Origin of the sequence: Pseudomonas deceptionensis, from assembly GCF_900106095.1 — a bacterium.
Lineage (GTDB): Bacteria > Pseudomonadota > Gammaproteobacteria > Pseudomonadales > Pseudomonadaceae > Aquipseudomonas > Aquipseudomonas deceptionensis.
In genome coordinates this window covers 1,599,632-1,623,560 of record NZ_FNUD01000002.1, presented here as the reverse complement: position 1 = coordinate 1,623,560, position 23,929 = coordinate 1,599,632, and the positions used below count along the sequence as shown (strand labels likewise).

Annotated in this window: 19 protein-coding genes and 1 pseudogene; 7 read left to right on the top strand and 13 right to left on the bottom strand. The window is 58.9% G+C overall.

Features of this window, described 5'->3' with window-relative positions:
• The first annotated feature begins 65 nt into the window (after positions 1-65).
• Entirely contained in the window at positions 66-1,295 is a 1,230-nt protein-coding gene (locus BLW11_RS07385; RefSeq protein WP_048359308.1) for an MFS transporter, read from the top strand.
• 105 nt (positions 1,296-1,400) lie between these two features.
• Here BLW11_RS07385 and BLW11_RS07380 read toward each other — a convergent pair whose 3' ends face one another.
• Positions 1,401-1,838 carry a DUF4879 domain-containing protein gene (locus tag BLW11_RS07380; RefSeq protein WP_048359309.1) on the bottom strand — a complete coding sequence of 146 codons (438 nt, stop codon included), beginning with the start codon at positions 1,836-1,838 and terminating at the stop codon, positions 1,401-1,403.
• A 210-nt stretch (positions 1,839-2,048) separates the two neighbouring features.
• Between BLW11_RS07380 and BLW11_RS07375 the strand changes: the two genes are divergently transcribed.
• Positions 2,049-3,344 (top strand): NCS2 family permease, encoded by a 1,296-nt coding sequence (locus BLW11_RS07375; protein ID WP_048359310.1) that lies wholly within the window; start codon positions 2,049-2,051, stop codon positions 3,342-3,344.
• On the top strand, positions 3,341-4,429 hold the full coding sequence (gene trmA / locus BLW11_RS07370; RefSeq protein WP_048359311.1) for a tRNA (uridine(54)-C5)-methyltransferase TrmA: 1,089 nt from the start codon (positions 3,341-3,343) through the stop codon (positions 4,427-4,429). The genes BLW11_RS07375 and trmA overlap by 4 nt, the downstream gene beginning before the upstream one ends.
• A gap of 113 nt (positions 4,430-4,542) precedes the next feature.
• On the opposite strand, the gene BLW11_RS07365 is transcribed toward trmA, so the two are convergent.
• The 9 genes from BLW11_RS07365 to quiC all read right to left on the bottom strand — a co-directional run bounded on the left by BLW11_RS07365 (position 4,543) and on the right by quiC (position 17,064).
• On the bottom strand, positions 4,543-5,865 hold the full coding sequence (locus tag BLW11_RS07365; RefSeq protein WP_048359312.1) for a TolC family outer membrane protein: 1,323 nt from the start codon (positions 5,863-5,865) through the stop codon (positions 4,543-4,545).
• Positions 5,862-7,190, bottom strand: a complete 1,329-nt coding sequence (locus tag BLW11_RS07360; protein WP_048359313.1) for an HlyD family type I secretion periplasmic adaptor subunit — start codon at positions 7,188-7,190, stop codon at positions 5,862-5,864. Before BLW11_RS07360 ends, BLW11_RS07365 begins: the two co-directional genes overlap by 4 nt.
• Positions 7,187-8,932: a type I secretion system permease/ATPase gene (locus BLW11_RS07355; RefSeq protein ID WP_048359314.1), complete on the bottom strand. Its 1,746-nt coding sequence runs from the start codon at positions 8,930-8,932 to the stop codon at positions 7,187-7,189. The genes BLW11_RS07360 and BLW11_RS07355 overlap by 4 nt, the downstream gene beginning before the upstream one ends.
• A gap of 72 nt (positions 8,933-9,004) precedes the next feature.
• The gene (locus BLW11_RS07350) at positions 9,005-9,634 is read right to left on the bottom strand and encodes a heme acquisition protein HasA (RefSeq protein ID WP_048359315.1); all 630 of its coding nucleotides are present in this window, start codon (positions 9,632-9,634) and stop codon (positions 9,005-9,007) included.
• Between the two features lie 103 nt (positions 9,635-9,737).
• Positions 9,738-12,512: a TonB-dependent receptor gene (locus BLW11_RS07345; RefSeq protein ID WP_193790176.1), complete on the bottom strand. Its 2,775-nt coding sequence runs from the start codon at positions 12,510-12,512 to the stop codon at positions 9,738-9,740.
• Positions 12,513-12,711: 199 nt separating this feature from the next.
• Positions 12,712-13,710 (bottom strand): FecR family protein, encoded by a 999-nt coding sequence (locus BLW11_RS07340; RefSeq protein ID WP_048359317.1) that lies wholly within the window; start codon positions 13,708-13,710, stop codon positions 12,712-12,714.
• Positions 13,711-13,799: 89 nt separating this feature from the next.
• Positions 13,800-14,306, bottom strand: coding sequence for an RNA polymerase sigma factor (locus BLW11_RS07335; protein WP_048359318.1), 507 nt, complete (start codon positions 14,304-14,306; stop codon positions 13,800-13,802).
• A gap of 102 nt (positions 14,307-14,408) precedes the next feature.
• Positions 14,409-15,086, bottom strand: a complete 678-nt coding sequence (locus BLW11_RS07330) for a TetR/AcrR family transcriptional regulator (RefSeq protein ID WP_048359319.1) — start codon at positions 15,084-15,086, stop codon at positions 14,409-14,411.
• 67 nt (positions 15,087-15,153) lie between these two features.
• Positions 15,154-17,064: a 3-dehydroshikimate dehydratase QuiC gene (quiC, locus tag BLW11_RS07325; protein ID WP_048359320.1), complete on the bottom strand. Its 1,911-nt coding sequence runs from the start codon at positions 17,062-17,064 to the stop codon at positions 15,154-15,156.
• Between the two features lie 244 nt (positions 17,065-17,308).
• Between quiC and BLW11_RS07320 the strand changes: the two genes are divergently transcribed.
• The 3 genes and pseudogenes from BLW11_RS07320 to BLW11_RS07310 all read left to right on the top strand — a co-directional run.
• Positions 17,309-18,637 (top strand): MFS transporter, encoded by a 1,329-nt coding sequence (locus BLW11_RS07320; protein ID WP_048359321.1) that lies wholly within the window; start codon positions 17,309-17,311, stop codon positions 18,635-18,637.
• 63 nt (positions 18,638-18,700) lie between these two features.
• On the top strand, positions 18,701-19,585 hold the full coding sequence (locus tag BLW11_RS07315; protein ID WP_048359322.1) for a DMT family transporter: 885 nt from the start codon (positions 18,701-18,703) through the stop codon (positions 19,583-19,585).
• A gap of 392 nt (positions 19,586-19,977) precedes the next feature.
• A pseudogene (locus tag BLW11_RS07310) lies at positions 19,978-20,079 on the top strand (short-chain dehydrogenase); the annotation flags it as partial.
• A gap of 204 nt (positions 20,080-20,283) precedes the next feature.
• Here the strand turns inward: BLW11_RS07310 and pcaG are convergent.
• The 3 genes from pcaG to pcaQ all read right to left on the bottom strand — a co-directional run bounded on the left by pcaG (position 20,284) and on the right by pcaQ (position 22,647).
• Positions 20,284-20,889 (bottom strand): protocatechuate 3,4-dioxygenase subunit alpha, encoded by a 606-nt coding sequence (gene pcaG, locus BLW11_RS07305; RefSeq protein WP_048359323.1) that lies wholly within the window; start codon positions 20,887-20,889, stop codon positions 20,284-20,286.
• A gap of 11 nt (positions 20,890-20,900) precedes the next feature.
• Entirely contained in the window at positions 20,901-21,620 is a 720-nt protein-coding gene (pcaH, locus tag BLW11_RS07300) for a protocatechuate 3,4-dioxygenase subunit beta (protein ID WP_048359324.1), read from the bottom strand.
• 97 nt (positions 21,621-21,717) lie between these two features.
• Positions 21,718-22,647 carry a pca operon transcription factor PcaQ gene (gene pcaQ / locus BLW11_RS07295; protein WP_048359325.1) on the bottom strand — a complete coding sequence of 310 codons (930 nt, stop codon included), beginning with the start codon at positions 22,645-22,647 and terminating at the stop codon, positions 21,718-21,720.
• A gap of 285 nt (positions 22,648-22,932) precedes the next feature.
• Between pcaQ and ypfJ the strand changes: the two genes are divergently transcribed.
• On the top strand, positions 22,933-23,826 hold the full coding sequence (gene ypfJ, locus BLW11_RS07290) for a KPN_02809 family neutral zinc metallopeptidase (protein WP_048359326.1): 894 nt from the start codon (positions 22,933-22,935) through the stop codon (positions 23,824-23,826).
• Positions 23,827-23,929: the final 103 nt, after the last annotated feature.

The following is a 23,929-nucleotide window of genomic DNA, read 5'->3' as shown; positions in this document are numbered from 1 at the left end:
AGTCATTAATTGTTACAGAATAATGATAATCTCGCCCCCCCTGTCCTCGGCCACGATCCCTCCAAATGACCAGCCAGCCCCTCCTGCTACGGCATCACCGGCCATTTGTGGCCTTCTGGTTTGCCCGCATCTTCACCGCCAGTGCGTTTCAGATGCTGACCGTGGCCATTGGCTGGAACCTCTACCAGCTCACCGGCAATGTGATGGACCTGGGCTGGGTCGGTTTGATCGAGTTCGCACCGCGCCTGCTGTTCATGCTGCACACCGGGCATGTGGCCGACCGCTATGACCGGCGCCGGGTGGCGGCCCTGTGCCAGTCACTGCAGGCGATGATTGCCCTGATACTGGCCATCAGCAGCGCAAGCGATCACATCACCCGGGAAATGATCTTTATCCTGGCCTTTGTGCTGGGCGCCGCCCGCTCCTTCGAGATGCCCGCCACCCAAGCGCTGCTGCCTTCGATCGTGCCGGTTGAGCTGTTCCCGCGCGCAGTGGCGGCCGCACAAGCGGCGCAGCAGTCAGCCACCATCGTCGCGCCGGCGTTTGGCGGGTTGCTGTATGCGTTTGGCAGCGTGTGGGTGTATGGCCCGAGCGTGGCGCTGTATCTGATTGCCGCTCTGCTGATGAGCACCCTGCCTGCCCGTCAATTGCCGTTGAACAAGGGCAAGGCGACGCTGGACTCGTTGCTGGCAGGCATTCGCTTTATCCGCAGCCGCCCTGATGTCCTGGGGGCCATCTCCCTTGACCTGTTTGCGGTACTGCTGGGCGGCGCCACGGCGTTGCTGCCGGTGTTTGCCAAAGACATCCTGCTCACCGGCCCCTGGGGCCTGGGCATGTTGCGCTCGGCACCGGCGGTCGGTGCCTTGCTGATGTCGCTATGGCTGGCCAGGTTCCCGGTGGAGCGCAAGGTCGGACGCGTCATGTTCACCGCTGTGGGGCTATTCGGGGTCGCGACCATCGCGTTCGGTCTGTCGACCTCGTTCTGGTTTTCCATGGCGGTGCTGGTGGTACTCGGGGCGGCGGATATGATCAGCATGGTGATCCGCGCGTCATTCGTGCAGCTTGAGACGCCGGATGAAATGCGCGGCCGGGTCAGTGCGGTTAACGGTTTGTTTATCGGCGCGTCCAATCAACTGGGCGAATTCGAATCCGGCGCCACCGCCCATTGGCTGGGCACCGTGCCTGCTGTGGTACTGGGCGGGGTTGGCACGCTGGTCGTCACCGGGCTGTGGATAAAACTGTTCCCCGGCCTGGCCAATCGCGACCGGATGGTGGAAGAGCACAAAACCCTGTAGCCGCTGCCGCAGGCTGCGATAAGGGCCGAAGGACCTTCGCTCTTTAAAAAGCGCGGCCCCTGCGGGCCCGATCGCAGCCTGCGGCAGCGGCTACAGGTGTGAATCTCACTTTATATATAGTTGTGCACCCAACCGGTTGTGCGGTGGCACCAACGAGGTGTTACTGAACTCAAACCAGCCGCCGTCCTTGTTACCCAGGTCGAAGGTATAGAGGTGCCCCACGGTGGTGCCCGCACCGTTACAGGCCACCAGCCCCTCGCCCTGGTTGCAAACCGGGGCGCGCACTCCGTCCACTTCCTGGCCATCCAGGGTGACATTGGGCTGGCCGCCATAACCGCGTTCCAGCACGTAAACCTTGATCCCAGGGCCGTTATGGTCACACCGGGTTTGCTTGCGGCCGTCCGACACATCCTCTACGGCGCAGGTAACAGACGCCACTTTGAGTATCTCGACAGCGCTCAAAGGTAACGCGGGCGCAGCATTGGCAGCGGCACTGATCATTAAACCGACACAGACACAAACCGCTTTGATGGTGTTTTTCATAGAGCCCTCCGAAAACTGGCACGCAGTATGCCTTCTGTCTCAAGGTTACAAAACATGGCCCCGCCGGGTAACCAAAGCAGCCATATGTACGAGCTGCTGGTATGATGCGCGGCTTTTTCCGACAGACAGAAATTCTTCAGGCGATCCGCGTCTGTGCTTTGCTGTTGAAAACGATTTAATCACGGCGCATTTGGCGCCACGGGGACTGGCATGCTGGAAAGGCTGTTTCAACTCAAAGCACACAACACCAATGTGCGTACCGAGATTCTTGCGGGTATCACCACGTTCCTGGCGATGGCCTACATCCTGTTCGTAAACCCGAGCATCCTCGGCGAAACGGGCATGGACAAAGGCGCCGTGTTTGTCGCCACCTGCCTGGCGGCGGCCATCGGCTCGGCGACCATGGGCATCATCGCCAACTACCCGATTGCACTGGCACCGGGCATGGGCTTGAACGCCTTCTTCACCTACACCGTGGTGCTGCACATGGGCCACACCTGGCAAGTAGCCCTGGGTGCGGTGTTCATCTCGGCGGTGCTGTTCTTCCTGTTGTCGATCTTTCGTATACGCGAATGGATCATCAACAGCATCCCGCTGCCGCTGCGCTCGGCCATTGCCGCCGGTATCGGCCTGTTCCTGGCGCTGATCGCCCTGGGTAACGCCGGCATTGTGGTTGCCAACAAGGCGACCCTGGTGGGCATGGGCGACCTGGCCCAACCGAAAGTGATCCTGGCATCCCTGGGCTTTGCCCTGATTGTTGCCCTTGAGGCCCTGAAAATCCGCGGTGCGGTGCTGATCGGCATTCTGGCCGTGACCATTGCTTCGATCGCGCTCGGCGTAACCGAGTTCGGTGGCGTGATGTCGATGCCGCCTTCCCTGGCGCCGACCTTCCTGCAACTGGACATCAAAGGCGCACTGGACATTGGCCTGATCAGTGTGATCTTCGCCTTCCTGTTCGTTGACCTGTTTGACAACTCCGGCACCCTGATCGGCGTCGCCAAGCGCGCTGGCCTGATGGGCAAAGACGGGCACATGCCAAAAATGGGCCGCGCCCTGATCGCTGACAGCACCGCGGCCATGGCCGGTTCGCTGCTGGGCACCTCGACCACCACCAGCTACATCGAATCGGCAGCTGGCGTGAGCGCCGGTGGCCGTACCGGCCTGACCGCCATTGTGGTCGGCATCATGTTCCTGCTGGCGTTGTTCTTCTCGCCACTGGCTGCCAGCGTTCCGGCCTTCGCCACCGCGCCTGCACTGATGTTCGTAGCCGTATTGATGATGAGTGGCCTGGCCGAAATCGAGTGGGACGACATCACTGTTGCCGCACCGGTGGTCATCACCGCGCTGGCCATGCCGTTCACCTACTCCATCGCCAACGGCATCGCCTTCGGCTTTATTTCCTGGACCGTGATCAAGCTGCTGACGGGCCGCGTGCGCGAGCTCAACGCCCCGCTGATCATTCTGTCGGTTCTGTTCGTGGTCAAGCTGGGTTGGTTTAACGCATGAGTGCATTGCCGTTTGATTCTGCTACCTACGCCGTTGAGCTTGAGGCCAAGGCCAATCGTCTGCGCGAGCTGCTCGCGCCTTTCGATGCGCCCGAGCCTCAGGTGTTCGATTCGCCTCTGAAGCACTTCCGTCTGCGGACCGAGTTCCGCCTGTGGCGCGAAGGGGACGAGCGTCACTACGCCATGTTCGCGCAAGACGACAAGCGTACGCCGATCCTGATCGAAGAGTTCCCGATTGCCAGCCTGCGCATCAACCAATTGATGCCGCAACTCAAGGCGGCCTGGAAAGCCAGTGCCCCCCTGAGCCACAAGCTGTTCCAGGTGGAGTTCCAGACCACCCTGGCAGGCGAGGCGATGGTCACTCTGTGCTATCACCGCCCGCTGGACGAGCACTGGCAAAACGCTGCCGAGCAGCTGGCCAAAGACCTGGACATCAGCGTGATTGGCCGCTCCAAAGGCAAGCGCGTGGTGATCGGCCGCGATTACGTGGTCGAAAAGCTGGAAGTAGCGGGTCGTACCTTCACTTATCAACAGCCTGAAGGCGCATTCACCCAGCCAAACGGCACGGTCAACCAGAAGATGCTCAATTGGGCATACGAAGCGTTGGGCGAGCGTTCGGATGATTTGCTGGAGCTGTACTGCGGCAACGGCAACTTCACCCTGCCGCTGGCCACCCGTGTACGCAAGGTGCTGGCCACCGAAATCAGCAAGACATCGGTCTATGCTGCGCTGAACAACCTGCGCGACAACGCTGTGGATAACGTCACGCTGGTACGTTTGTCGGCCGAGGAACTGACCGAAGCCCTGAACGAAGTGCGTCCGTTCCGTCGCTTGCAGGGCATTGACCTGAAAAGCTACGACTTCGGCAGCGTTTTCGTCGACCCGCCACGTGCCGGGATGGACCCGGACACCTGCGAGCTGACCCGTCGTTTCGACAACATCCTGTATATCTCGTGCAACCCGCTGACATTGGCCGAGAACATCGCCCAACTGCACGACACTCACCGCATTGAGCGTTGCGCGGTGTTTGACCAGTTCCCGTGGACTCACCACATGGAATCGGGTGTGTTGCTGGTACGTCGGTAAGTCGCGCGCATCACTTTTGTAGCCACTGGCGCAGGTTGCGATAAGGGCCGAAGGACCTTCAAGGTTCTAGAACCCGGGACTGCTACGCAGTCCATCGCAGCCTGCGGCAGCGGCTACAGAGGGCTACGAAAATACCCCGCCACCTGCTGCAAATCGCCTTCATTCAATAATCCCGCGTAATACTTGAGCTGCACCCGTGCCAGCAAATACCCATAGCGCGCTTCAGCCAAATCCCGCTTGGCACTGAACAGCTGCTGTTCGGCATCCAGCACATCCAGATTGACCCGCTCGCCCCCACTCACGCTTTTCTGCGTCGCCTGCACCAGTGCACCGGCGGACTCTACCGCCATTTCATAAGCCCGCACCTTGGCCGCCGCACTGCTGTTGAGGTTGAACTGCTTACGCAGGTCCACCAGGGTGGTCGCCGTTTGCGCGTCCAGTTCAAACTGCGCCTGAGACAGTTGCCGCGCCGCCTGCCGGGTTGACGCCGACACCGAGCCCCCTGCAAACAACGGCACGCTGAGCTGAATGCCTACGCTGTTGGTGTCGTACTTCTGGTGGTAGGTACTTTCGGAGTCGGAACTGGTTTGCCGACTGCTCGCATACAGGCTGAGCCTGGGCAAATGCCCGGCGCGCTTGCGCTCCACTTCGTATTCGGCCGAGACCAGCGCATGATGCTGCGATGCCAGTTCCGGGTTATTGGCCAACGCCAGCTCGCGCCAACTTTCAAAACGCTGCGGCTCCAGGGGCAAGATCGCAAAATGTGGCGCCAACGGGGTGAGCTGCTCAATCTGCAACGGTTCTCCGAGCATCGCTTCGAGCTCACGCAGGGCAGCATCCTGATTGTCCCGGGCTTCAATTTCCTCGGCGACCGCCATGCTCAGGCGCGCCCGGGTTTCCAGCACATCGGTTCGAGTGCCCTCACCGCCCTTTAACAAACGCTGGTTGAGTTGTAAACGCTCGGCAAAAGCGCGCTTTTGCGCCCGGCTCAGTTCGATGCGTTCCTGAGCCAGCAATGCCTGACTGTAGGCACTGAGTACCCGCACCGCCACATACTGGCTTTTGCTGCGAAAGCGCTCATCGGCAAACAAGGCCTGCGCCGCACCCTGTCGGAATCGTGCGTAGGCTTCGTAGTCCAGCAGAGGTTGCTGCAAGGTCAGGGTCGCCGCATAGCTGCGGTAATCGCGATCCGTGCGAGTGCTGGCCTGGGTAACTTCGGACTCGTTGCGCGAGTTGTTGTAGTTCCATGACAGGGTTGGCAATAACGCCGAGCGGCCCAGCGCACGATTCTCCTCCCCGGCCGCCCGCTCTTCGATGGCCGCTTGAAAGGTCGGATCATTGCGGATCGCCAGATCGTAGGCCTCAAGTAAACCCAACGCCTGAGCCGGGCCCGCCAACAGCGCGCATATCAGCCATGCATATCGACGCACGCTCATTCCTCCACCAAGGCCATGTGGGTGCGGTCTAGCAACGGTTTGAACAGGTAATTGAGCATCGAGCGCTCGCCCGTGCGCACAAATGCCTCGACCGGCATGCCGGGGCGAATCTGCAACCCGGCCAGTTGGGCCATGCCCTGCTCGCTGACCTGGGCACGCAACGTGTAATACGGCTCGTCGGTGCGCTCATCAACCTGACGGTCCGCCGACACCAGCATCACTTCGCCTGCCACACGGGGTGTCGTGCTCTGGCTAAAGGCCGAGAACATCAGCTCCACCGGCAACCCGGCGTGAACCTTGTCCGCCAGCTCAACCGGCACTCGGGCTTCGACCAGCAGCGGCTCGCCCTGGGGCACGATTTCCATCAGGGCCTGACCGGGTTTGATCACCCCGCCTTCGGTGTACACGTCCAGCCCGACCACAATCCCGGCCACCGGGGCACGCAACTGGCTGTTGGCCAACTCAAACTCGGCGGACGCCAGCCGGTTGCGCAGGTCTTCCGTGCGGATGCGAGTGTCGGCCAGTTGAGTGCGGACTTCTTTCTGGTATTCCTCAGCCAGTTGCCGAATTTTCAGACGCATCTCCAGCACTTGGCGCTGCAACTGGCCGATGCGGCCGTAATCTTCGCTGATGGAGCCCAGGATCTGGGCGTACACCCGCTCGGTGTCCAGCAAGCGATTGCGCGGGATATAACCCTCACGGGCCAGCTCCCGCAGACCTTGCAGTTGCTCGGTCAGCGCCGTGCGCTGCAAGACTTTATTGGCTTGGGAGTCACGCACCCCACGCAACTGCGCCTCGGCGCCTGCAATGCTTTCATCGATGCCTTGTTGATCCAGCAGCAAGGCCTGACGTCGGCTGTCGAACAGTTGGCGTTGCAACACCAGGTTGGACGCCACCTCAGGCTCCGTCGCCAGCGCCGTCAACTCTGTCGCAAAGCTGACCCCCTGTGCGCCATCGCGCTCGGCATTAAGCCGCGCCTCACTGGCCAGCGATCCATAAAACTGACTGCGTAACGACTGGGCCTGCCCCAGAAGCGGAGTTTCTTTCAAACGGATCAACACCTGACCTGCCTCCACTTTGTCGCCGTCACGCACGTCGATCCGCTCAACAATCCCGCCACTGGGGTGCTGCACCACTTTGCGATGGCCCGAAACCATCACCTTGCCCGACACGGCGACCCCTTTATCCAAAGGCGCCAACGCCGCCCAGCCGAGAAACCCGAGAAAGCCACCGAGCATAAGCAGCCAGCCCAGACGCGAGTAACGGGTGTCGTCCAGTTGCAGCACATTGCTGTCCCCGAGGGACTTGGCGTTCGACTGCTTCATGCCTTGCCCGCTTCTGCCGTGCCGAGCCGATAGCTCACATTCATCGCGGGCCTGGGCGCCGCAGGTTTCGCCGCAGCGGGTGCGCTGAGCACCTTGGCCGTTGGGCCAAAGGCCTGGAGTTGGCCTTCGCGCAGAATCAACAATTGGTCGGTAAGGGTCAGCACATTGGGTTTGTGGGTAATCAAGATCAGTGTTCGCTTGTGCTGTTTGAGCTGGGCAATCGCCTGCAGCAAGGCCTGCTCCCCGGCTTCATCGAGGTTGGAGTTGGGTTCATCGAGCACAATCACCGCCGGCAAACCGTATAGTGCCCGCGCAAGACCGATGCGCTGCTTCTGCCCGCCAGACAGCCCCGCGCCGCCTTCGCCAAGGCGGGTTTCGTACCCCTCGGGCAGTTGCAGAATCAGTTGATGCACGCCTGCCAGTTGCGCAGCGGCCAGTACCTTGTCAGCGTCTACCTCGGTAAAGCGTGCGATGTTTTGCGCAATGGTCCCGGCAAACAGCTGAATGTCCTGGGGTAAATAGCCCAGGTGCGGGCCAAGCTGATGTTTGTCCCACTGCGACAGCTCCGCCCCGTCCAGCCGGACCTTGCCCGCCAGCGGCTGCCATACACCGATCAGCAGCCGGGCCAGGGTTGACTTGCCACACCCCGAAGGGCCAATCACCCCCAGCACTTGCCCGGCTGGCAGCGTAAAACTCAGGTTGGCCAACGTGGCGCGACGGGTGCCGGGTGCGCAGGCGCTCAGTTGCTCCACCGACAACTCGCCCTGTGGCGCCGGCAATGCCATGCGCACCGGGCGCGGCGGATGGGCCTGCAACAAAGCTTCGAGACGTTGATAGGCCAACCGCGCCGAAGCCCATTGCTTCCACACACCAATCAACTGATCGATGGGACTCAATACGCGGCCCATCAGGATGGAGCCGGCGATCATCATCCCGGCAGTGATTTGCCCTTGTACCGCCAGCAAGGCGCCGAGCCCCAGCACCAGCGACTGCAGGGCCAGGCGTACACCTTTTGACCAGGCGCTGACCGTGGCGGTTTTTTCACTGGCCAAATTTTGCTGCGCCAAAAAGGCCGTGTGCTGCGCCAGCCACCCCTCGCGCAAGGTATCGAGCATGCCCATTGCCTCGATGGCCTCGGCATTGCGCAAATGCGCGCTGGCTTGGCGGGTCGCTTCTACCGACAACTCGCTGGCAGCTTTAAGGGGCGCTTGCGAAACGCGCTGATTGACCCATGCCAACATCATCAACAGCACCGCCCCGCCCAGCGCCAGCAGCCCCAGCCACGGGCTGAACATAAAAATCACAAACAGATACACCGGAAACCACGGGGCATCGAAAAACGCGAACAACGCATTACCGGTCGCGAATTGACGCAGGCTGGTGAGGTCATTCAACGCCTGCCCGGCCGCCGGGCTGCCGGTGCGCAATTGCGCCTCGAAAGCAGCGTCGTAGACACGCTGATTCAAGCGCATATCCATCTGCGTGCCGAGGCGGATCACCACCTGGCTACGCACCCATTCCAACGCGCCCATCAGGCCAAAGAGGCCGAGGATCATCAGCGTCAGCATCAACAGGGTCATTTCATTGCCTGACGCCAACACCCGGTCGTACACCTGCAGCATGTACAACGCCGGAGCCAGCATCAGTAAATTGATCACGGCCGAGAACAGGCCAATATTGAAAAAAGCGCGTTTGTAGGCCGTCAAGGCAGCCAGCATCTCGTTGGCTTTGGGCCGGGTCATGAGGTCGTTCCGTGAAGTTGAAATAGCCCTGTAGCCGCTGCCGCAGGCTGCGGCTACAGGGAGCAGCAGGTGTTACGCCGCCAGTGCCCAGTCCTGAGCCACTTCCTGCACGCCCACCAGGCTGATATCAGCCGCCAGCGGTGCATCGGCGTGAGCCAGGCCCGCAGCGGCCAGCTGGTCGAAGGTCGAATCAACGGACAGGTTGAACTCGCTCAGCAGGTTGTTGAGCACGCCTTCCAGACCCGATACGTCGCCTTTCATCAGGCCGTAGATCACGTCCTGAACAGCGTTGCCAGCACGGCCAGCATCGCTGGCGGCGGACAGGTCGAGGCCGTTGAAGGAAGCGGTGTAGTCGCCCAGCGTAAAGTCGCTGCCCTTACCACCGCCGAGCACTTCACCCAACTGCACATTATCCAGGCTGCCCCACAGGAAGTGGTTCATGTTGTCGCCCGCAGACAGCTTAGGGTTGAACACATAATTCAAACCGTTATCCATGTCGCTTTCAGCCACAAAGGCGTAGGTCGAACCGTTAGCGCCCTGAGTTGCATATTGCTCGCCCGTCATTGCGCGGCCGCCGGTGTTGAAACCACCGGTATGGGCGGTGCCATGATCGGCGGTACGGAAACCCGTAGACCATTCAGTCAAAACGTCATGAACAGAGAAAGCGCCCGCAGCAGAGTTATAAGTTACAGAAATAGTCATGATTTACTTTCTTCCATTGATAGTTTCGGTGACAACTTGCACACACCTGTGTGCTTTTGCCCAGTACGAGCAAACTCTCTTAACAGTGTACGAGTCACTGCTTTTAAAATTTGTATTCGAGCATCCCACTTAATGTTCTGCCCCGGGCCAGGCTTAAATTATTAGCATCACCCATAGCAACGAAGTAGGCTTCATCCGTTGCGTTCTCCAACACCATGGTTAGATTTACATCATCCGTCGGCCAGTAACTGGCATACAGGTCATACACACTGTATTTGGGCCATGTCGCCTGTTCGATATTGTAGTAATTATGCGCATTCATATCAGCACCGTTGCCACGGCTGTAGCGCAAACGAATACCTGTGTCCAGTCGGCGTTCAAGAAATCGTGCTCCGACAGTCATTGAGCCTCGGTCAGCAGGCATATAGGCTGCACTGCCCATTACTCCGCCACAACTCACTTTACCGTTGGCAACCGGATCATCCATAAACTCGTATTCCCTGGCCTTCCGCAAACCTTTAGTGCCATCAGGTCGTGTGTAACTCTCATATTTAGAACTCAGGGTTTTACCTGATTTTTTCGCACCCCCCATATAATAGTTACTTGAGCAAAACTCATTACTGCCGATCATGTGGGTATAGCTCAAGTTGGTGTACACACGCCCCATGTCATAATTCAGCTGGTACTCCATTCCGCGAAAACGCGTGCCATTCAAGTTATTAACGTATGCCAGGTCTCCAAAATTAGCGGCACCTGAAGTTTCCGGCAATGCGATACCATATTGCATAAACGAAAAGTTCTTTATCTTGTTATCAAAATAAGAAACTTTCATGCCCAGCCGGTCATTATTAAAAAACAACGACTCTTTGAAAATATTGAAGCCCACTTCCCAGTCTCTGGATTCCTCTGCCTTGAGGAAGGGGTTGGGAAACACTCGCTCAGGGGCATTGCCGCCATGGGGGCGACCGGTCATCAATACTTCTGTCACTGCCGGTGGACGCCAACCCTTACCCCAGCGGGCATATAACTGAAGCCAATCCACGCCCGGCTTGATCGCAATACCGAAAGTCGGTGAAAACTTGCCGCTCTCTTGGTCCAGGTCATACGTGTCTTCGACGCGTTTGGCCGGGTCCAGATTGGCCACCGGCACACCATTTTCATGCCGAATTATTTCTTGACGGTAGAGAGTCATCCCCGTCTTTCCTTCAAGGCGATAACGGTCATACCGCAAGCCGCCATTGAGGGTCAACCAGCCGTCGTAATCGTATTCCAGATTGCTGAACAGGCTGGCCATGGTGCGTTTGCCAGAAGGGTCGGCACCATCAACATAAGGTTTGACCACCTCACTCAAGGCCGCCACTTTATTGGTCTTGGGCTTGAAGGTGTCCTGGTACATCTCCAGGCCATAATTCCAGCTCAACAGACCGAAGGAATCGAAGTTGAAGCGCGAGGTGTTCTCGCCTTGGACTCCCCAGGTATCCGTGCGAAAAAAATCTTTGTAGGGATCGTAGTTATTGCGCACTTCGCTTGTTTGATGCCCGGCATTGGAACGCACCAGCTCAGTACTGACGTAATACACCTTGCTCTTGAAGTCGATCAGTTCGCTGTCGGGGTTGTAGCTGTAATCCAGCGCGTAGTTGCCGGTGCCAAGGTTGTTTTTACTGTGCCTTCTGTACTCATAGTCCGTCTCGTTGTTGATCGCGTAGGTCCATGAGTCATTGCTGTCGCTGTCGGTATTCAGATAACTCAATTGCACACGTTGATCGTTGGGCAGATTGAGACCGAACTTGACCATCTGCGAGCGTGTCACGCTGCCCGAATCACCCACCTCATTGTTCAGCCAGTTGTTCCAGGCTTCGCGGCGGCTTTTTTTGACACGGATCTCATCGCCCAGGTTATCGGCGTTTTGCCGCCCGCTGCGGTAGTTGCCGAAATGCCGTTCGCTGTAGGCAAACAAGGCATCCCCAATCTCGTTGCCGATGGCGAACACCCCGCCACCATTGAAGTAAGTACCGTTACCCAGCTCTCCAATGCCGCTACCCGCCCGGACACGCCCGCCGAACTCTTTGCCTTCTTTCAAAAAATCACTGACTTCCAGGGTTTTGAAGGTGGCGATCCCCCCCAGCACCGCCGCCCCCCCCATGCCTGACTGAGTACCTTTATCGATTTCGATACTGGAGATCATTTCCGGATCAATCAGCATTACACCGTTGCGATGCTGATGGCCGTTGACGTTGAAGTTCTGGCGCATGCCATCAACGTTCATGTTGACCCGGCCATAGTCCTGAACACCCCGGATGTTGACCGACAAGCCAGGGTCACGCTGATCGACAGCGGTGTAGACGCCCGGGGTTTCCTCCAGCATGTCGGCTGCGTGACGCGGGGCGCGCTTGTTGATTTGCTCGCTGGTAATCACGGATACCGCTTCAGGCGTCTGGTACACCCAATCCCCGCTATTGCCTTCGCTGGCCGTTACCGAGGTAGTGCCCAACGCCAGTGCGCCATTATGTTCGCCACTGACCCGGGTCAGGGTGACCTGACGCTCGCCGGTAAAGCGGTACTCCACCGGGTTGCTGCCCAATAAACGGGCCAGGCCTTCCTGTACGCCGAAGTCGCCGTTGAGGGCTATGGACTTCAGGCCTTGCAGCATCTGGCTGTCGAACAGCACTTGAAGGCCGGCCTGTTCAGCGAAAATCAGCACCGCCTTGTCCAGCGGCTGAGCCGGAATATGGAAGGCGATAAACTCTTGCTGAACGGCGCTGCTGACTTTTTCGGCGGCATGCACCGGCGCTTGCGACGCGAACATGGCAACGATTGCGACATGAACAGCAAAGGCTAACCGACTCGCGGATTGCACCCCTTTGCGCTGACTACCCATCATTTTTATTTTCCCCAGGCTGCACGAACTGCTTTGCGAATGAATCTCAATAGCAAGACGTGCAGACAACGGAAAGTCAGTAAGGGTTTTTGCGATTAATTTTCAAAAAGGGGGTGGAGAGTCGTGGGATCGAGAAAACGGGGGCTCTGGCCCCCTTCGCAGCTTTCGGCAGCGACTACAGGTTCGTGCCGGGTAATCGTCAGTACATCAGGCTGATGCCCGCCAGTTCTATGCGCTGTATATGCAGTTCCCGGGTGAGGGTTTGCAAGGCACTGTCGAGCAGTTCAAGGCGGAATACGCCGCTGACCTGTCGGCTGGCCAGGGCCGGGTTTGCCAGTACGATCTGGCCGGGACGGTAGCGGTTGAGTTGCTCGACCACCTGCCCCAGTGGCTGACGATCAAATACCAACATCCCGCGGCGCCAGCTGGTGGCTGCGCTCAGGTCAAAGCCGGGCAATGCCTGTATACCGTGTTCCGCGCTGTAACGAACGCTGTGGCCTTCTTCGAGGGTGTGCTGCGCTGTGCCCTGGGCCGGCGGGGCTTGCAAGCTGACCGCAACGCTATGCTGCAACACGCCGACCCACGCCTGCTCACTGCTTTCACGACCGACCACAAACTGCGTACCCAGCGCACGGGTTCGCCCGCCCGCGCTTTGCACGACAAATGGCCGGGTTTCGGCCTCCCCCATCGGCGCCACATCAAACACCGCCGAGCCTGCCAGCAAGCTGACCCGGCGCTCGTCGGTGTCGTAGTCGATGCTGATTGCACTGGAGGCGTCCAGCTCTACCGAGCTGCCATCGTCAAGCTGCACAGTGCGCAACTCTCCTACACCCGTGCGGTAGTCGGACTGCATATGCAGCAGCACTGTCGGCCCGCTGATCCAGCCAACGGCCAGCACCAGCGACAGTCCCGCCGCACGCCCGACCCAACGCAGCGGGCGCCGGCGGCGGGTGACCGGTGCGGGACGGGGCGCCGCCGGGGGCAGGCGATGCGTCAAGGGCCTGGCCTCCAGCGCCAACTCCCCCAACGCTGCCCAGGTCTGCTCGGCAAAACGCAACGCCGGGGCATGGCGCTCATCGGCTGCCAGCCACTGGTCCAGTTGCGCCCGGGCGTCTTCGCTCAACGCACCCGCGTGCAGACGCACCGCCCACTCGGCGGCCGCTTCAGTAATGATCTGCTGTTCGGGGCCTTGGCTCATCAGGTGTGAATCTCTATTTCTCGTTATATATAAGCAGTGACGTCTTGCTGACCGAAACTCAGTAAGCCATTTATCTACAAATATGAAAGTTAATTCCCGGGCTCTTGTAGGCGCTGCATGACATAGGCCAAGGCTTTCGACAGATGTTTCTGCACTGAGCTGTCAGATATTTCAAGGTGGCGCGCGACCTGAGCATGGGTCATACCCTCGATGCGGTTGAGGCGGAAAATCTCCTGAGTGCGTTCCGGTAATTCGGACAATGCCTGTTTTAAAGCCATGCGCTGTTGTTCAGCCATCGCCTGGGCCTCCAGCCCTGCCAGTTCATCTTCGATTTCCGCCAGCGCTTCGTGGGTGACCGAGTCGGTCTTGCGTCGGGTTTCCTGGCGAATGTGATCGACCAGCAGGTTGCCAGCGATGCGATAGAGATAGCCCGGAGTGTTGTCGATGTGCTCCTTGCGCCCACGCTCGGCCATGCGCAGAAAACTTTCCTGCACCAGATCTGCGGCCAGCTGAGGGTCTCGCACCTTGCGCGCCAGGTACCCGCGCAGGGTACCGGCATGCTTGAGGAACAAGCCTTTGAGATCCATATCCGACAAACCGACTCCCTGAGCATGAAGGAAAGGGGCGGCTATCTTACTTTTTGTCGAGAATGATTTTCAATTGGTATTGGATTTCATTTCCAGAAATATGCCGCCGGCTCAGGCCTGCAAATAGCGCAACACCGCGTCACACATCATCTCGCGCTGACGCTGCTTGACCTGCAGATCGGAAAAGTCGACCTGGAAAATCTCACCCAGCGTGTACCGGTTCGACACTCGATAAAAACAGAATGAACTGACCAGTAAGTGGACATCCAACGGGTTCAGGCCCCCACGGAACACCTTCTGTTCAACACCGCGTCGCAGGATGTTTTCCAGGGCATGCACAATCGTGTCGTTCATGGCCTTGATGCCTTCCGAACGCTTGATGTACTCACCTTTGTGGATATTTTCGATGCTGACAATGCGCACAAAGTCCGCGTTCATGTCGTGGTGGTCGAAGGTGAACTCAACCAGCCGCCGAATGGCCTCTACCGGCTCAAGTTGATCCAGGTTCAAGCGACCTTCGATGCTGCGGATTTCGCCGTACAACTTCTCCAGCACCTCGACGTAGAGCTGCTCCTTGCTGGTGAAGTAGTAATAGATCATGCGCTTGGAGGTCTTGGTGCGCTCGGCGATAGCGTCTACCCGTGCTCCCGACAACCCTTGTTCCACGAACTCGACAATCGCTTCTTGCAGGATATTTTCCCGCGTCTTTTCGGGGTTGTTCTTACGGCTCTTACGCGGTTCGACGACCGGGGCCGTGGCACCGGTGTCGACTTCTGGAGTGTTGGTCATTTCAGGCTCACGGCCATGTTGGAATGCCCGCGATTATGGGGCGCCCTGCTCTATGAAGGAAGTCGCCCTAAAGCTTTGCCTGACGCACCGCGCCACTGCGCGACTTGGCCATAGCAGCCAGACGCACCGGTACGTTTGCAGCGCCATAGCCGGCATAGCCACTTTTGCGTTGCAGAAGCTCGAAGAAAAAACGCCCTTCAAAGGCTTCCGTATACACATGGAACAGCTCGCCACCCTGCGCATCCCGGTCATACAGCACGTTGAAATAGGCCAGTTCGCTCAAGAACTCATCATCAAAATCGAACCGCGCGGCCAAGTCATCGTAGTAATTGAGCGGGATATCCAGCAGCGGCACCCCTGCGGCTTTTGCCCGGCTGACTTCTGCGAACAAGTCGTCACACTCAAAGGCAATATGGTGCACGCCTGAGCCGCGATAACTCGACAAGGCGTGTGAGATGGCGGTATTTCTATTTTCAGAGATATTTAACGGCAAGCGAATCGAGCTACAGCGGCTACGCAACGCGCGGCTTTTTACCAGGCCATAAGGGTCGGGCAGCACCACTTCGTCATCGGCCTCGAAATCCAGCAGGCTTTTATAGAACAGTACCCAGCTGTCGAGGCTATCGGCGGGCAATGCCATGGCCATATGGTCGATGCGCTTGAGCCCGCCCTGAGCTGACGGGGTGGGCGTGATGTTGAAGTCCGACTCATACAGCGGCTTGCCGGCAGCGTCTTTGTCCACCAGATAAATCAGGCTGCCATCCGGTGCGCGCACCGCCGCCAGCTCAAGCTCATTGGGGCCGACCAGCCCACGATAGGGCTGACCCTTGTAAGCCACGGCACGGGCCAGAGCGCTGGTGCTGTCCTGCACACGAACTGCGGTTGCGCACAACGATGGGCCGTGAGCCTCAAAAAAGTTATGCGCGAACGAATAGGGTTCAGCATTGAGAATCAGGTTGATGTCGCCCTGGCGCAGCAAGCTCACGTTCTTCGAACGATGCTGCCCGGCCTTGCTGAATCCCAGGCGTTCGAGCCAGTGAGTCAGCTGCGCGCCCTGACTTTCGTCCACGGCGAATTCGAGGAACTCGATGCCGTCGTACTGACTGGCTTCAGGCGGCGCAAACAGGGGTTCAAGCGTCGCGACCGGGGCAGCTTGCTGGATAAGCCGCTCGCGGGTTTTTTCTTCGAGGTACAACAACGAACGCAAGCCATCGGCCGCATTGGCGCGCGGCGGAGCAGCCCGAAAACCGTCATTGAAGATTTCCAGCGACAAGGGGCCTGTGTAGCCACTTTGTATGATCGGCGCCAAAAAGCCCGGCAGATCAAACTCGCCCTGGCCTGGGAAACAACGGAAATGACGGCTCCACTCCAGAACATCCATGGCCAGAATCGGTGCGTCTGCCATTTGTACAAAAAAGATCTTGTCGCCGGGAATCTGCGCAATGGCGCCTGGATCGCCCTTGAGCGACAGGGTGTGGAAGCTGTCGAGCAATACGCCAAGATTCGGGTGGTCGATCTGGCGCACCAAATCCCAGACCTGTTGCCAGGTATTCACGTGACGGCCCCAGGCCAGCGCTTCGTAACCGATGCGCAGGTTGCGCGCCCCCGCACGTTCGGCGAGCAGGCTCAGGTCATCCAGCAGAATCTGCCGATCACCTACCGAGTCGGGCGCGGCGTTACTGCACACCAGCACCAGATCGGTGCCCAGCTCGTGCATCAAGTCGAATTTGCGCTCAGCGCGGTCCAGGTTGCGTGCCAGCCGGTCACGGCGGCAGCCTTCAAAGTCACGAAACGGCTGAAACAGGCTGATGGCCAACCCCAGGTCGGCACACATCTGGCGCACTTCACGCGGGCTGCCGTCGTAGTAAAGCAGGTCGTTTTCAAAGATCTCGACCCCGTCAAAACCCGCCGCCGCAATGGCGTCCAGCTTCTCTGGCAGGGTGCCGCTCAAGGAAACAGTGGCGATCGAACGCTTCATTTAAAACTCCCAGGATTGGTGCAGACTGCAGACGACGGCATTTCTTAATGGCTTGATTATTAAGGGCGCCCTATTATTGAGCAATCAATCTGTACCAACTGGTTAGTTTTGCGTGCGATTATCGAACACTATGCCTTCTCCTGAATTGACGATTTTTTATCCACTCGCCACCATCAAACCCGAATCACTTGCGTCAAATGCACCACGACACCACATAACAATTCCAAGAAACGGGTAAAAAACCATGGTCCCCTCTCAAACTGCACGCACCAAGCCTGCCCACGCTCCGAATGCGGGTATCGGTGACAAGATTCGCGGCACCATGGCGGCAGGCAAAACCCGTTGGGGCATGCTCGCACTGGTGTTTTTCGCCACCACACTGAACTTCATCGACCGCGCTGCCCTAGGGGTGATGCAACCGATTCTGGCCAAGGAAATGAGCTGGACGGCGATGGATTACGCCAACATCAACTTCTGGTTCCAGGTGGGCTACGCCATTGGCTTCGTGCTGCAAGGCCGCCTGATTGACAGGGTCGGGGTCAAGCGCGTGTTCTTCTGTGCCGTGCTGTTGTGGAGCCTGGCCACCGGCGCCCACGGCCTGGCCACCTCGGCTGCGGGCTTCATGATTTGCCGCTTTATCCTCGGCTTGACCGAAGCCGCCAACTACCCGGCCTGCGTGAAAACCACGCGGCTGTGGTTCCCTGCCAGTGAGCGGGCGGTGGCCAGCGGGATCTTCAACGCCGGGACCAACGTCGGCGCCATGTTCACGCCCATGCTGTTGCCATTGGTGCTGCATGTATGGGGCTGGCAGGCAGCATTTCTGGGGATGGCGGCACTGGGCGGTATTTGGCTGATCTTCTGGGGTTTGAAGTACTACAACCCTGAAGAACACCCGACCGTGACCAAGGAAGAACTGGCATACATCCAGCAAGAGAAAGAGCCTGAGCAAACCACCGTTTCATTCGCCACCATCATCAAGATGCGCGGTACCTGGGCTTTCGCCTTGTCCTACGCCATGACCGCGCCGGTGTTCTGGTTCTACCTGTACTGGTTGCCACCGTTCCTGAACCAGCAATACAACCTGGGCATCAGCGTGACCCAGATGGGTATCCCGCTGATCATCATCTACATCACCGCCGATTTCGGCAGCATCGGGGGCGGGATTCTGTCTTCAGTCCTGATCAAGCGCGGCATGGCTGCGGTCAAGGCGCGGCTGGTGTCGATGCTGTTGTGCGCCATCAGCATTATCGGCGTGGTCATGGCTGCCGGCTCCAGCGAGCTGTGGGTCGCCGTGGGCGCCATCGCTCTGGCACTCGGCGCGCATCAGGCCTGGACTGCCAACGTGTGGAGCATGGTGATGGACTACACACCCAAACACATGATGGGCACCGTGTTCGGCTTTGGCGGGATGTGCGCAGCCATTGGCGGGATGTTTATGACCCAGTTTGTGGGCTATGTGCTGACCGTCACGAACAACAATTACACCCTGTTGTTCACGATGATTCCTGCGATGTACTTCATTGCGTTAGTGTGGATGTACTTCATGGCTCCGCGAAAAATCCCGCAGGTCTAAGCAACCTCCTGGGCCAAGCAAGGCGCTGAAATCTCTGCACTCAGCCACACAGTGAGGTACTCGATGACATTGCCCACCCCCCTCTCGGGGGTTAACCACCCCCTGAAGGGTATCTTGCTGATTGTGGCCGCCACGGCGCTGTTCTCCAGCCACGATGCGCTGTCCAAATACCTCAGCGGCTTCTACCCGGTGGTGATGGTGGTGTGGGCACGCTATCTGGTGCATACCCTGCTGATGGCGGGAATCTTTCTGCCGCAGTCAGGGCTACGGGTATTACGTAGCAAACGGCCTCTTCTTCAAGTTCTGCGGGCAATTTGCCTGCTGGGTTCGGGGCTGTTTTTTACCTATGGGTTGCTGTTTATTCCTCTGGCCGAAAACACGGCGGTTAACTTTCTGGCGCCGCTGCTGGTGGCAGCGCTGTCCGGGCCCTTGCTGGGCGAGACGGTGACTCGCGGGCAGTGGCTGGCCGTGGTGTGCGGGTTTATCGGGGTGGTGATCATCATTCACCCGGGGGGCGAACTGTTCACGCCTGCGGTGTTGTTGCCGATGGCGGCGGCGCTGTGTTTCAGCTGCTACCAGATCCTCACCCGCAAGCTCAGCGTGTATGACAGCCCCACCACCAGTAACTTCTTTGCCGGGCTGTTCAATGTACTGGTCATGAGTGCGCTGGTGCCCTTCTTCTGGCAAACGCCGACACTGGCCCACGGCCTGCAAATGCTGGCACTGGGCAGCTTGGGCATGACGGCGCACTTGCTGCTCACGCAATCGTTTCGCTTCGCGGCACCGGCATTGCTGGCGCCGTTCAGCTATTGCCAGATCGTGTTTTCCGGGGTGTTGGGGTGGTTACTTTTCGACCATACGCCTGACCTGGCGAGCCGGGTCGGCATCGTCATCATTTGTGTCAGCGGCCTGGCGGCGGCGTGGCAGCAGCGGCGCGCACGGGCCTGAACCATGTGGGAGCGAGCCTGCTCGCGAATGGCCTTCGCGAGCAGGCTCGCTCCCACTGGATTTTCCGCATCGAGACAGCCCCACCGGTTTTACTGATGTTTCCCACAGGTTTGCCAATTGCTGGGGCGGCGGGGCGACGCCTATAGTCAGCGCTCGCCCAAACAGGCGGCCGGGTTTGGCGACCTGGAATTACCTCAATGTACTGCGTAATTGCTATATATGGCTGAGCGTGTATTTTGCTCGCTGAGCTTTATGGCAGCTGTGCGTGGGAGATCTTAGGATCTGCCGGGTTTCTTGAGGTTTCCGGTTCGCCAACCCGCGCACAGCGGCCACCCGCTCTCGTTTGGCGACGAAATAAGGTGGCTAAAACCTGAACTTCAAGAGATTTACCCATGAATAACTCACCGTATATCCCCCTCACCGCCATCGACTGCCTTATCCCCGCCTTGCTGATCGACCGCAACGCGCCGCTGGATGTATTACACGCCAACGCCCGGGTATTGGGCTGGCGACTGCAGCCGAGCTCGTAGCCGCTGCCGAGGTACGAAGGCTGCGATCGAGCGCGAAGCGTTCGTAAACTCAGAGAACGCGGTTTTTCAGGTAATAACGCGCTCACCCATATACGACCGCTTCGCGCTCGATCGCAGCCTCGCTCCGCGAGTCAGCGGCTACACAGTTTACGCTGGTTTCTCGTGCGCTTAAAAGTCGAAGAACACCGTCTCACCTTCGCCCTGAATGCGGATATCAAACTTGTAGGCCGTTTTGCCATTCACTTCGCAGCGCTGGGCGATCAGGGTTTCTCGGCGCTGTGGCTGCTCGATCAGGTTGAGCACCGGGCACTTGGCGTTCGCCTCTGGCTCGTCGCTGAAGTACAGCCGGGTCTGCAAGTGGATATTGATGCCACGGGCAAACAGCGACACGTTGATGTGCGGCGCCATTGGCACACCGCCAGCGTTATTGACCACGCCCGGTTTGATGGTGCTCAGCGTCCACTCACCCGCATCGAAGGTGGTCGCGGTACGGCCGAAACTGTTGAAGGCTTTTTCTGAATCAAAATCTTCGTCGTACACCCCTTCATGGTTGGCTTGCCACAGCTCCAGAAAGGAGTCGCGCACCAGATGGCCATTGCCGTCATAGACGTTGCCAAACAGCACAATATGCTCGCCCGCAGCGTCAGGCTTGGCCATCTCGCTCCAGATTTCTTCAGGTCGCGACGGGTTGCCGGCCGCAGCCAGCGCCAAGCCGATATGCACATAGGGGCCAGCGGTTTGCGATGGGGTTTCCGGTAGCAGTTCGATAGGCATGACGGGGCTCCTCAGCAGTTTTCGAAGTGAGTCTTGCGCTGACCGCGCAGCACGATGTCAAAACGATACGCCAGACAATCCATCGGATTGGCCGCGCCCATGTCCAACCGGGCAATCAGGCTTTGCACGGCATCAGGGTTGGCAATCGATTTGACGATCGGGCACATCGGGATCATCGGATCGCCTTCGAAATACAGCTGGGTAATCAGCCGCGTGGCAATCGAGGGGCCACTGATAGAAACGTGAATATGCGCCGGGCGCCAGTCGTTTGGCCTGTTACGCCAAGGGTAGGGCCCAGGCTTTACCGTGCGGAAACTGTAATGGCCTTCGCTGTCCGTCAGGGTGCGGCCCACCCCGCCAAAGTTTGGGTCCAGCGGCGCCAGGTAGCGGTCGTTCTTGTGGCGATAACGGCCACCGGCATTGGCTTGCCAGAGTTCAACCAGGGTGTGAGGAATCGGCTTGCCGTACTGATCGCGCACCCGACCCGCCAGGATGATCCGCTCACCGATCGGCAAACCACCGTTGTTGAAATTGAGCAGCAGGTCGTTGTCGAACTTACCGAATTTCAGGTGGGAAAAGTCAGGGCCACTGGTTTCACTGACCGATTGCGGGATGCTCACCAGCGCCTGGCGCGGGGAGCGGGCAATGGAGGTTTTGTAATCGGGGGTCAGGGCTTTGGGGTGCCAGTTGCGGTCACGGATGACAAAGCGCCGGCTGTCTGCATCAGACATGTCGATCTCCTGTTGTTTTTATAGGGCTGGCGCCCAGTTTCAAACAACACGAGGTGAAGGACTACTGAAAAGGCCGGGGCCAACCATAACCATTTGGTTATGGATAAACCTCCTCACAATACGCCTGGCCCAACTCACGCAGCACAGCGACACACCCCTGCGCAGCCACCGACATGGGGACGTGGGCATTACTGCAAATCCCGATTGAGCCGCCCGGCTCACGCTGACCCAGGTCGACCTCTTGAAGCTCGCCACTGGCCAGGTCCAGGCGCACGGCGTCCAGCGGCGCAATCCATACCGCGTCGTTGCTCAGCACGTAACGCCGGCTCAGGGTGATCGACAACGTTTCAAGGCGTTGGCGGGACTGGCTGATGCCGCACTGCACAAACAGGCTGTCGGCAAAGGCGCGAATGGTGGTGTTGGCCAGCGGCAGTACCAGCGGGTAGTTTTGCAGCAGGTTGCGGTCCAGCGGGACTTGAGTCAGGGGATGACCCGCGCGCACCACCAGGGTCATGGACTCGCTGTAAAGGTGTTCAAAATTCATACCCTGAATTTCCGGGCTGTCAGTCATGCGGCCAACTACCAGATCGACATCGCCTACCCGCAATTGCGACAACAGATACGCGCTGGGCCCGGTCACCACACTCACCACTAGCGACGAATGCCGTGCATGCAGGCGCTTTACCAGTTCGGGGATAAGCAGGCTTTCCACCGTCGACAGCACACCGAGACGCACTGTGCCCCCCACATACTCGCCGCCGCGCAAGGCATTGACCCCTTCGCGTAACGCCTGCACCGAAGGCGTTGCATACCGCAGGAAGGCCACACCGGCCTCGGTCAGACTGATCCCGCTTTTACTGCGCACAAACAGGCTGACCGTCAGCAGTTCCTCAAGCTCCTTGAGGGTTTTGGACATCGCGGGCTGACTCACCGCCAGCACATCCGCCGCCCGCGCCAGACTGCCCTGGCGTGCCATTTCCAGAAAGCACACAAGGTGGCGGTACTTGATGCGGGTATCAATGTTCACAGGGCTAACAACTCCGGGGCGGGGATCGGCGTGCCGTATTCAACCACTTCAGTCCGAGGCCCGGAACTGAATTAAGGCGTTCAGGTCTTTTTAACGGGATACAAAAGCTCTCAACACTGTCGAGAGCTTTTGGAAATAGTGTCTGCAGTGCTGACACTAACGCCTCATCCCTGCTTTTGTGAATGCCATACTCTTTTGTCGCCCCAGAAGCGTCTGACAGCCGGACTGGCGATGTCGCGGCTCAGCAACAACACTTGAACACAGGATTTATCAGAGGATTACCCCATGCTTTGGAAAAAAGGCCGACGTAGCGACAATGTCGAAGACGTGCGCGATCAAAGCACGGGTGGTGGTGGCGGAATGCGCATCGGGGGCGGCAAGGGGCTGAGCCTGATGGCCGTGGTGGTGATTGTGGGCATCGGTCTGTTGACCGGGCAGGACCCCATGCAAATCCTCGGGCAACTCAGTGGCCAGCTCACCGATCAATCTTCACCCCAGGTCACTCAGCAAGCCGGGCACACGCCGCCCACCAACGACCAGCAAGCAGAGTTTGTACGGGCGGTTCTGGGGGATACCGAAGACACCTGGCGCCAGATTTTTCAGCAGGCGGGCCGCACCTACAAAGACCCGACGCTGGTGCTGTTTCGCGGCCAGGTGAACTCCGCCTGCGGCTTTGCGTCGGCCGCCAGCGGGCCGTTTTACTGCCCGGCAGACCAGAAGGTCTATCTGGACATGAGTTTCTTCCAGGAGATGACTCAGCGCTTTAAGGCGGGGGGCGATTTTGCTCAAGCCTATGTGATTGCCCATGAAGTTGGGCACCACGTGCAAACCCTGCTGGGTGTGTCGTCGAAAATGCAGATGGCCCGCCAACAGGGCAAGCGCATGGAAGGCGATGGCGGGCTGCTGGTGCGCCAAGAACTGCAAGCTGACTGCCTGGCCGGCGTTTGGGCCAACCATGCGCAAAAACGCCTGAACTGGCTGGAGCCCGGTGACATTGAGAACGCCCTGGCGGCGGCCAATGCCATTGGCGATGATCGCCTGCAGCAGCAAAGTCAGGGCCGCGTGGTTCCCGACTCCTTTACCCACGGCACTTCGGCGCAGCGGGTCAAGTGGTTCAAGGTCGGTTTCGCTCAAGGCAATATCAACCAGTGCGACACTTTTTCGGCTGCACGGCTTTAACCACCCGAGATCCTGTGGGAGCGAGCCTGCTCGCGATGCAGACGACGCGGTTTATCCGAATGATCGCGGTGATGCCTTCGCGAGCGGGCTCGTTCCCACGGGC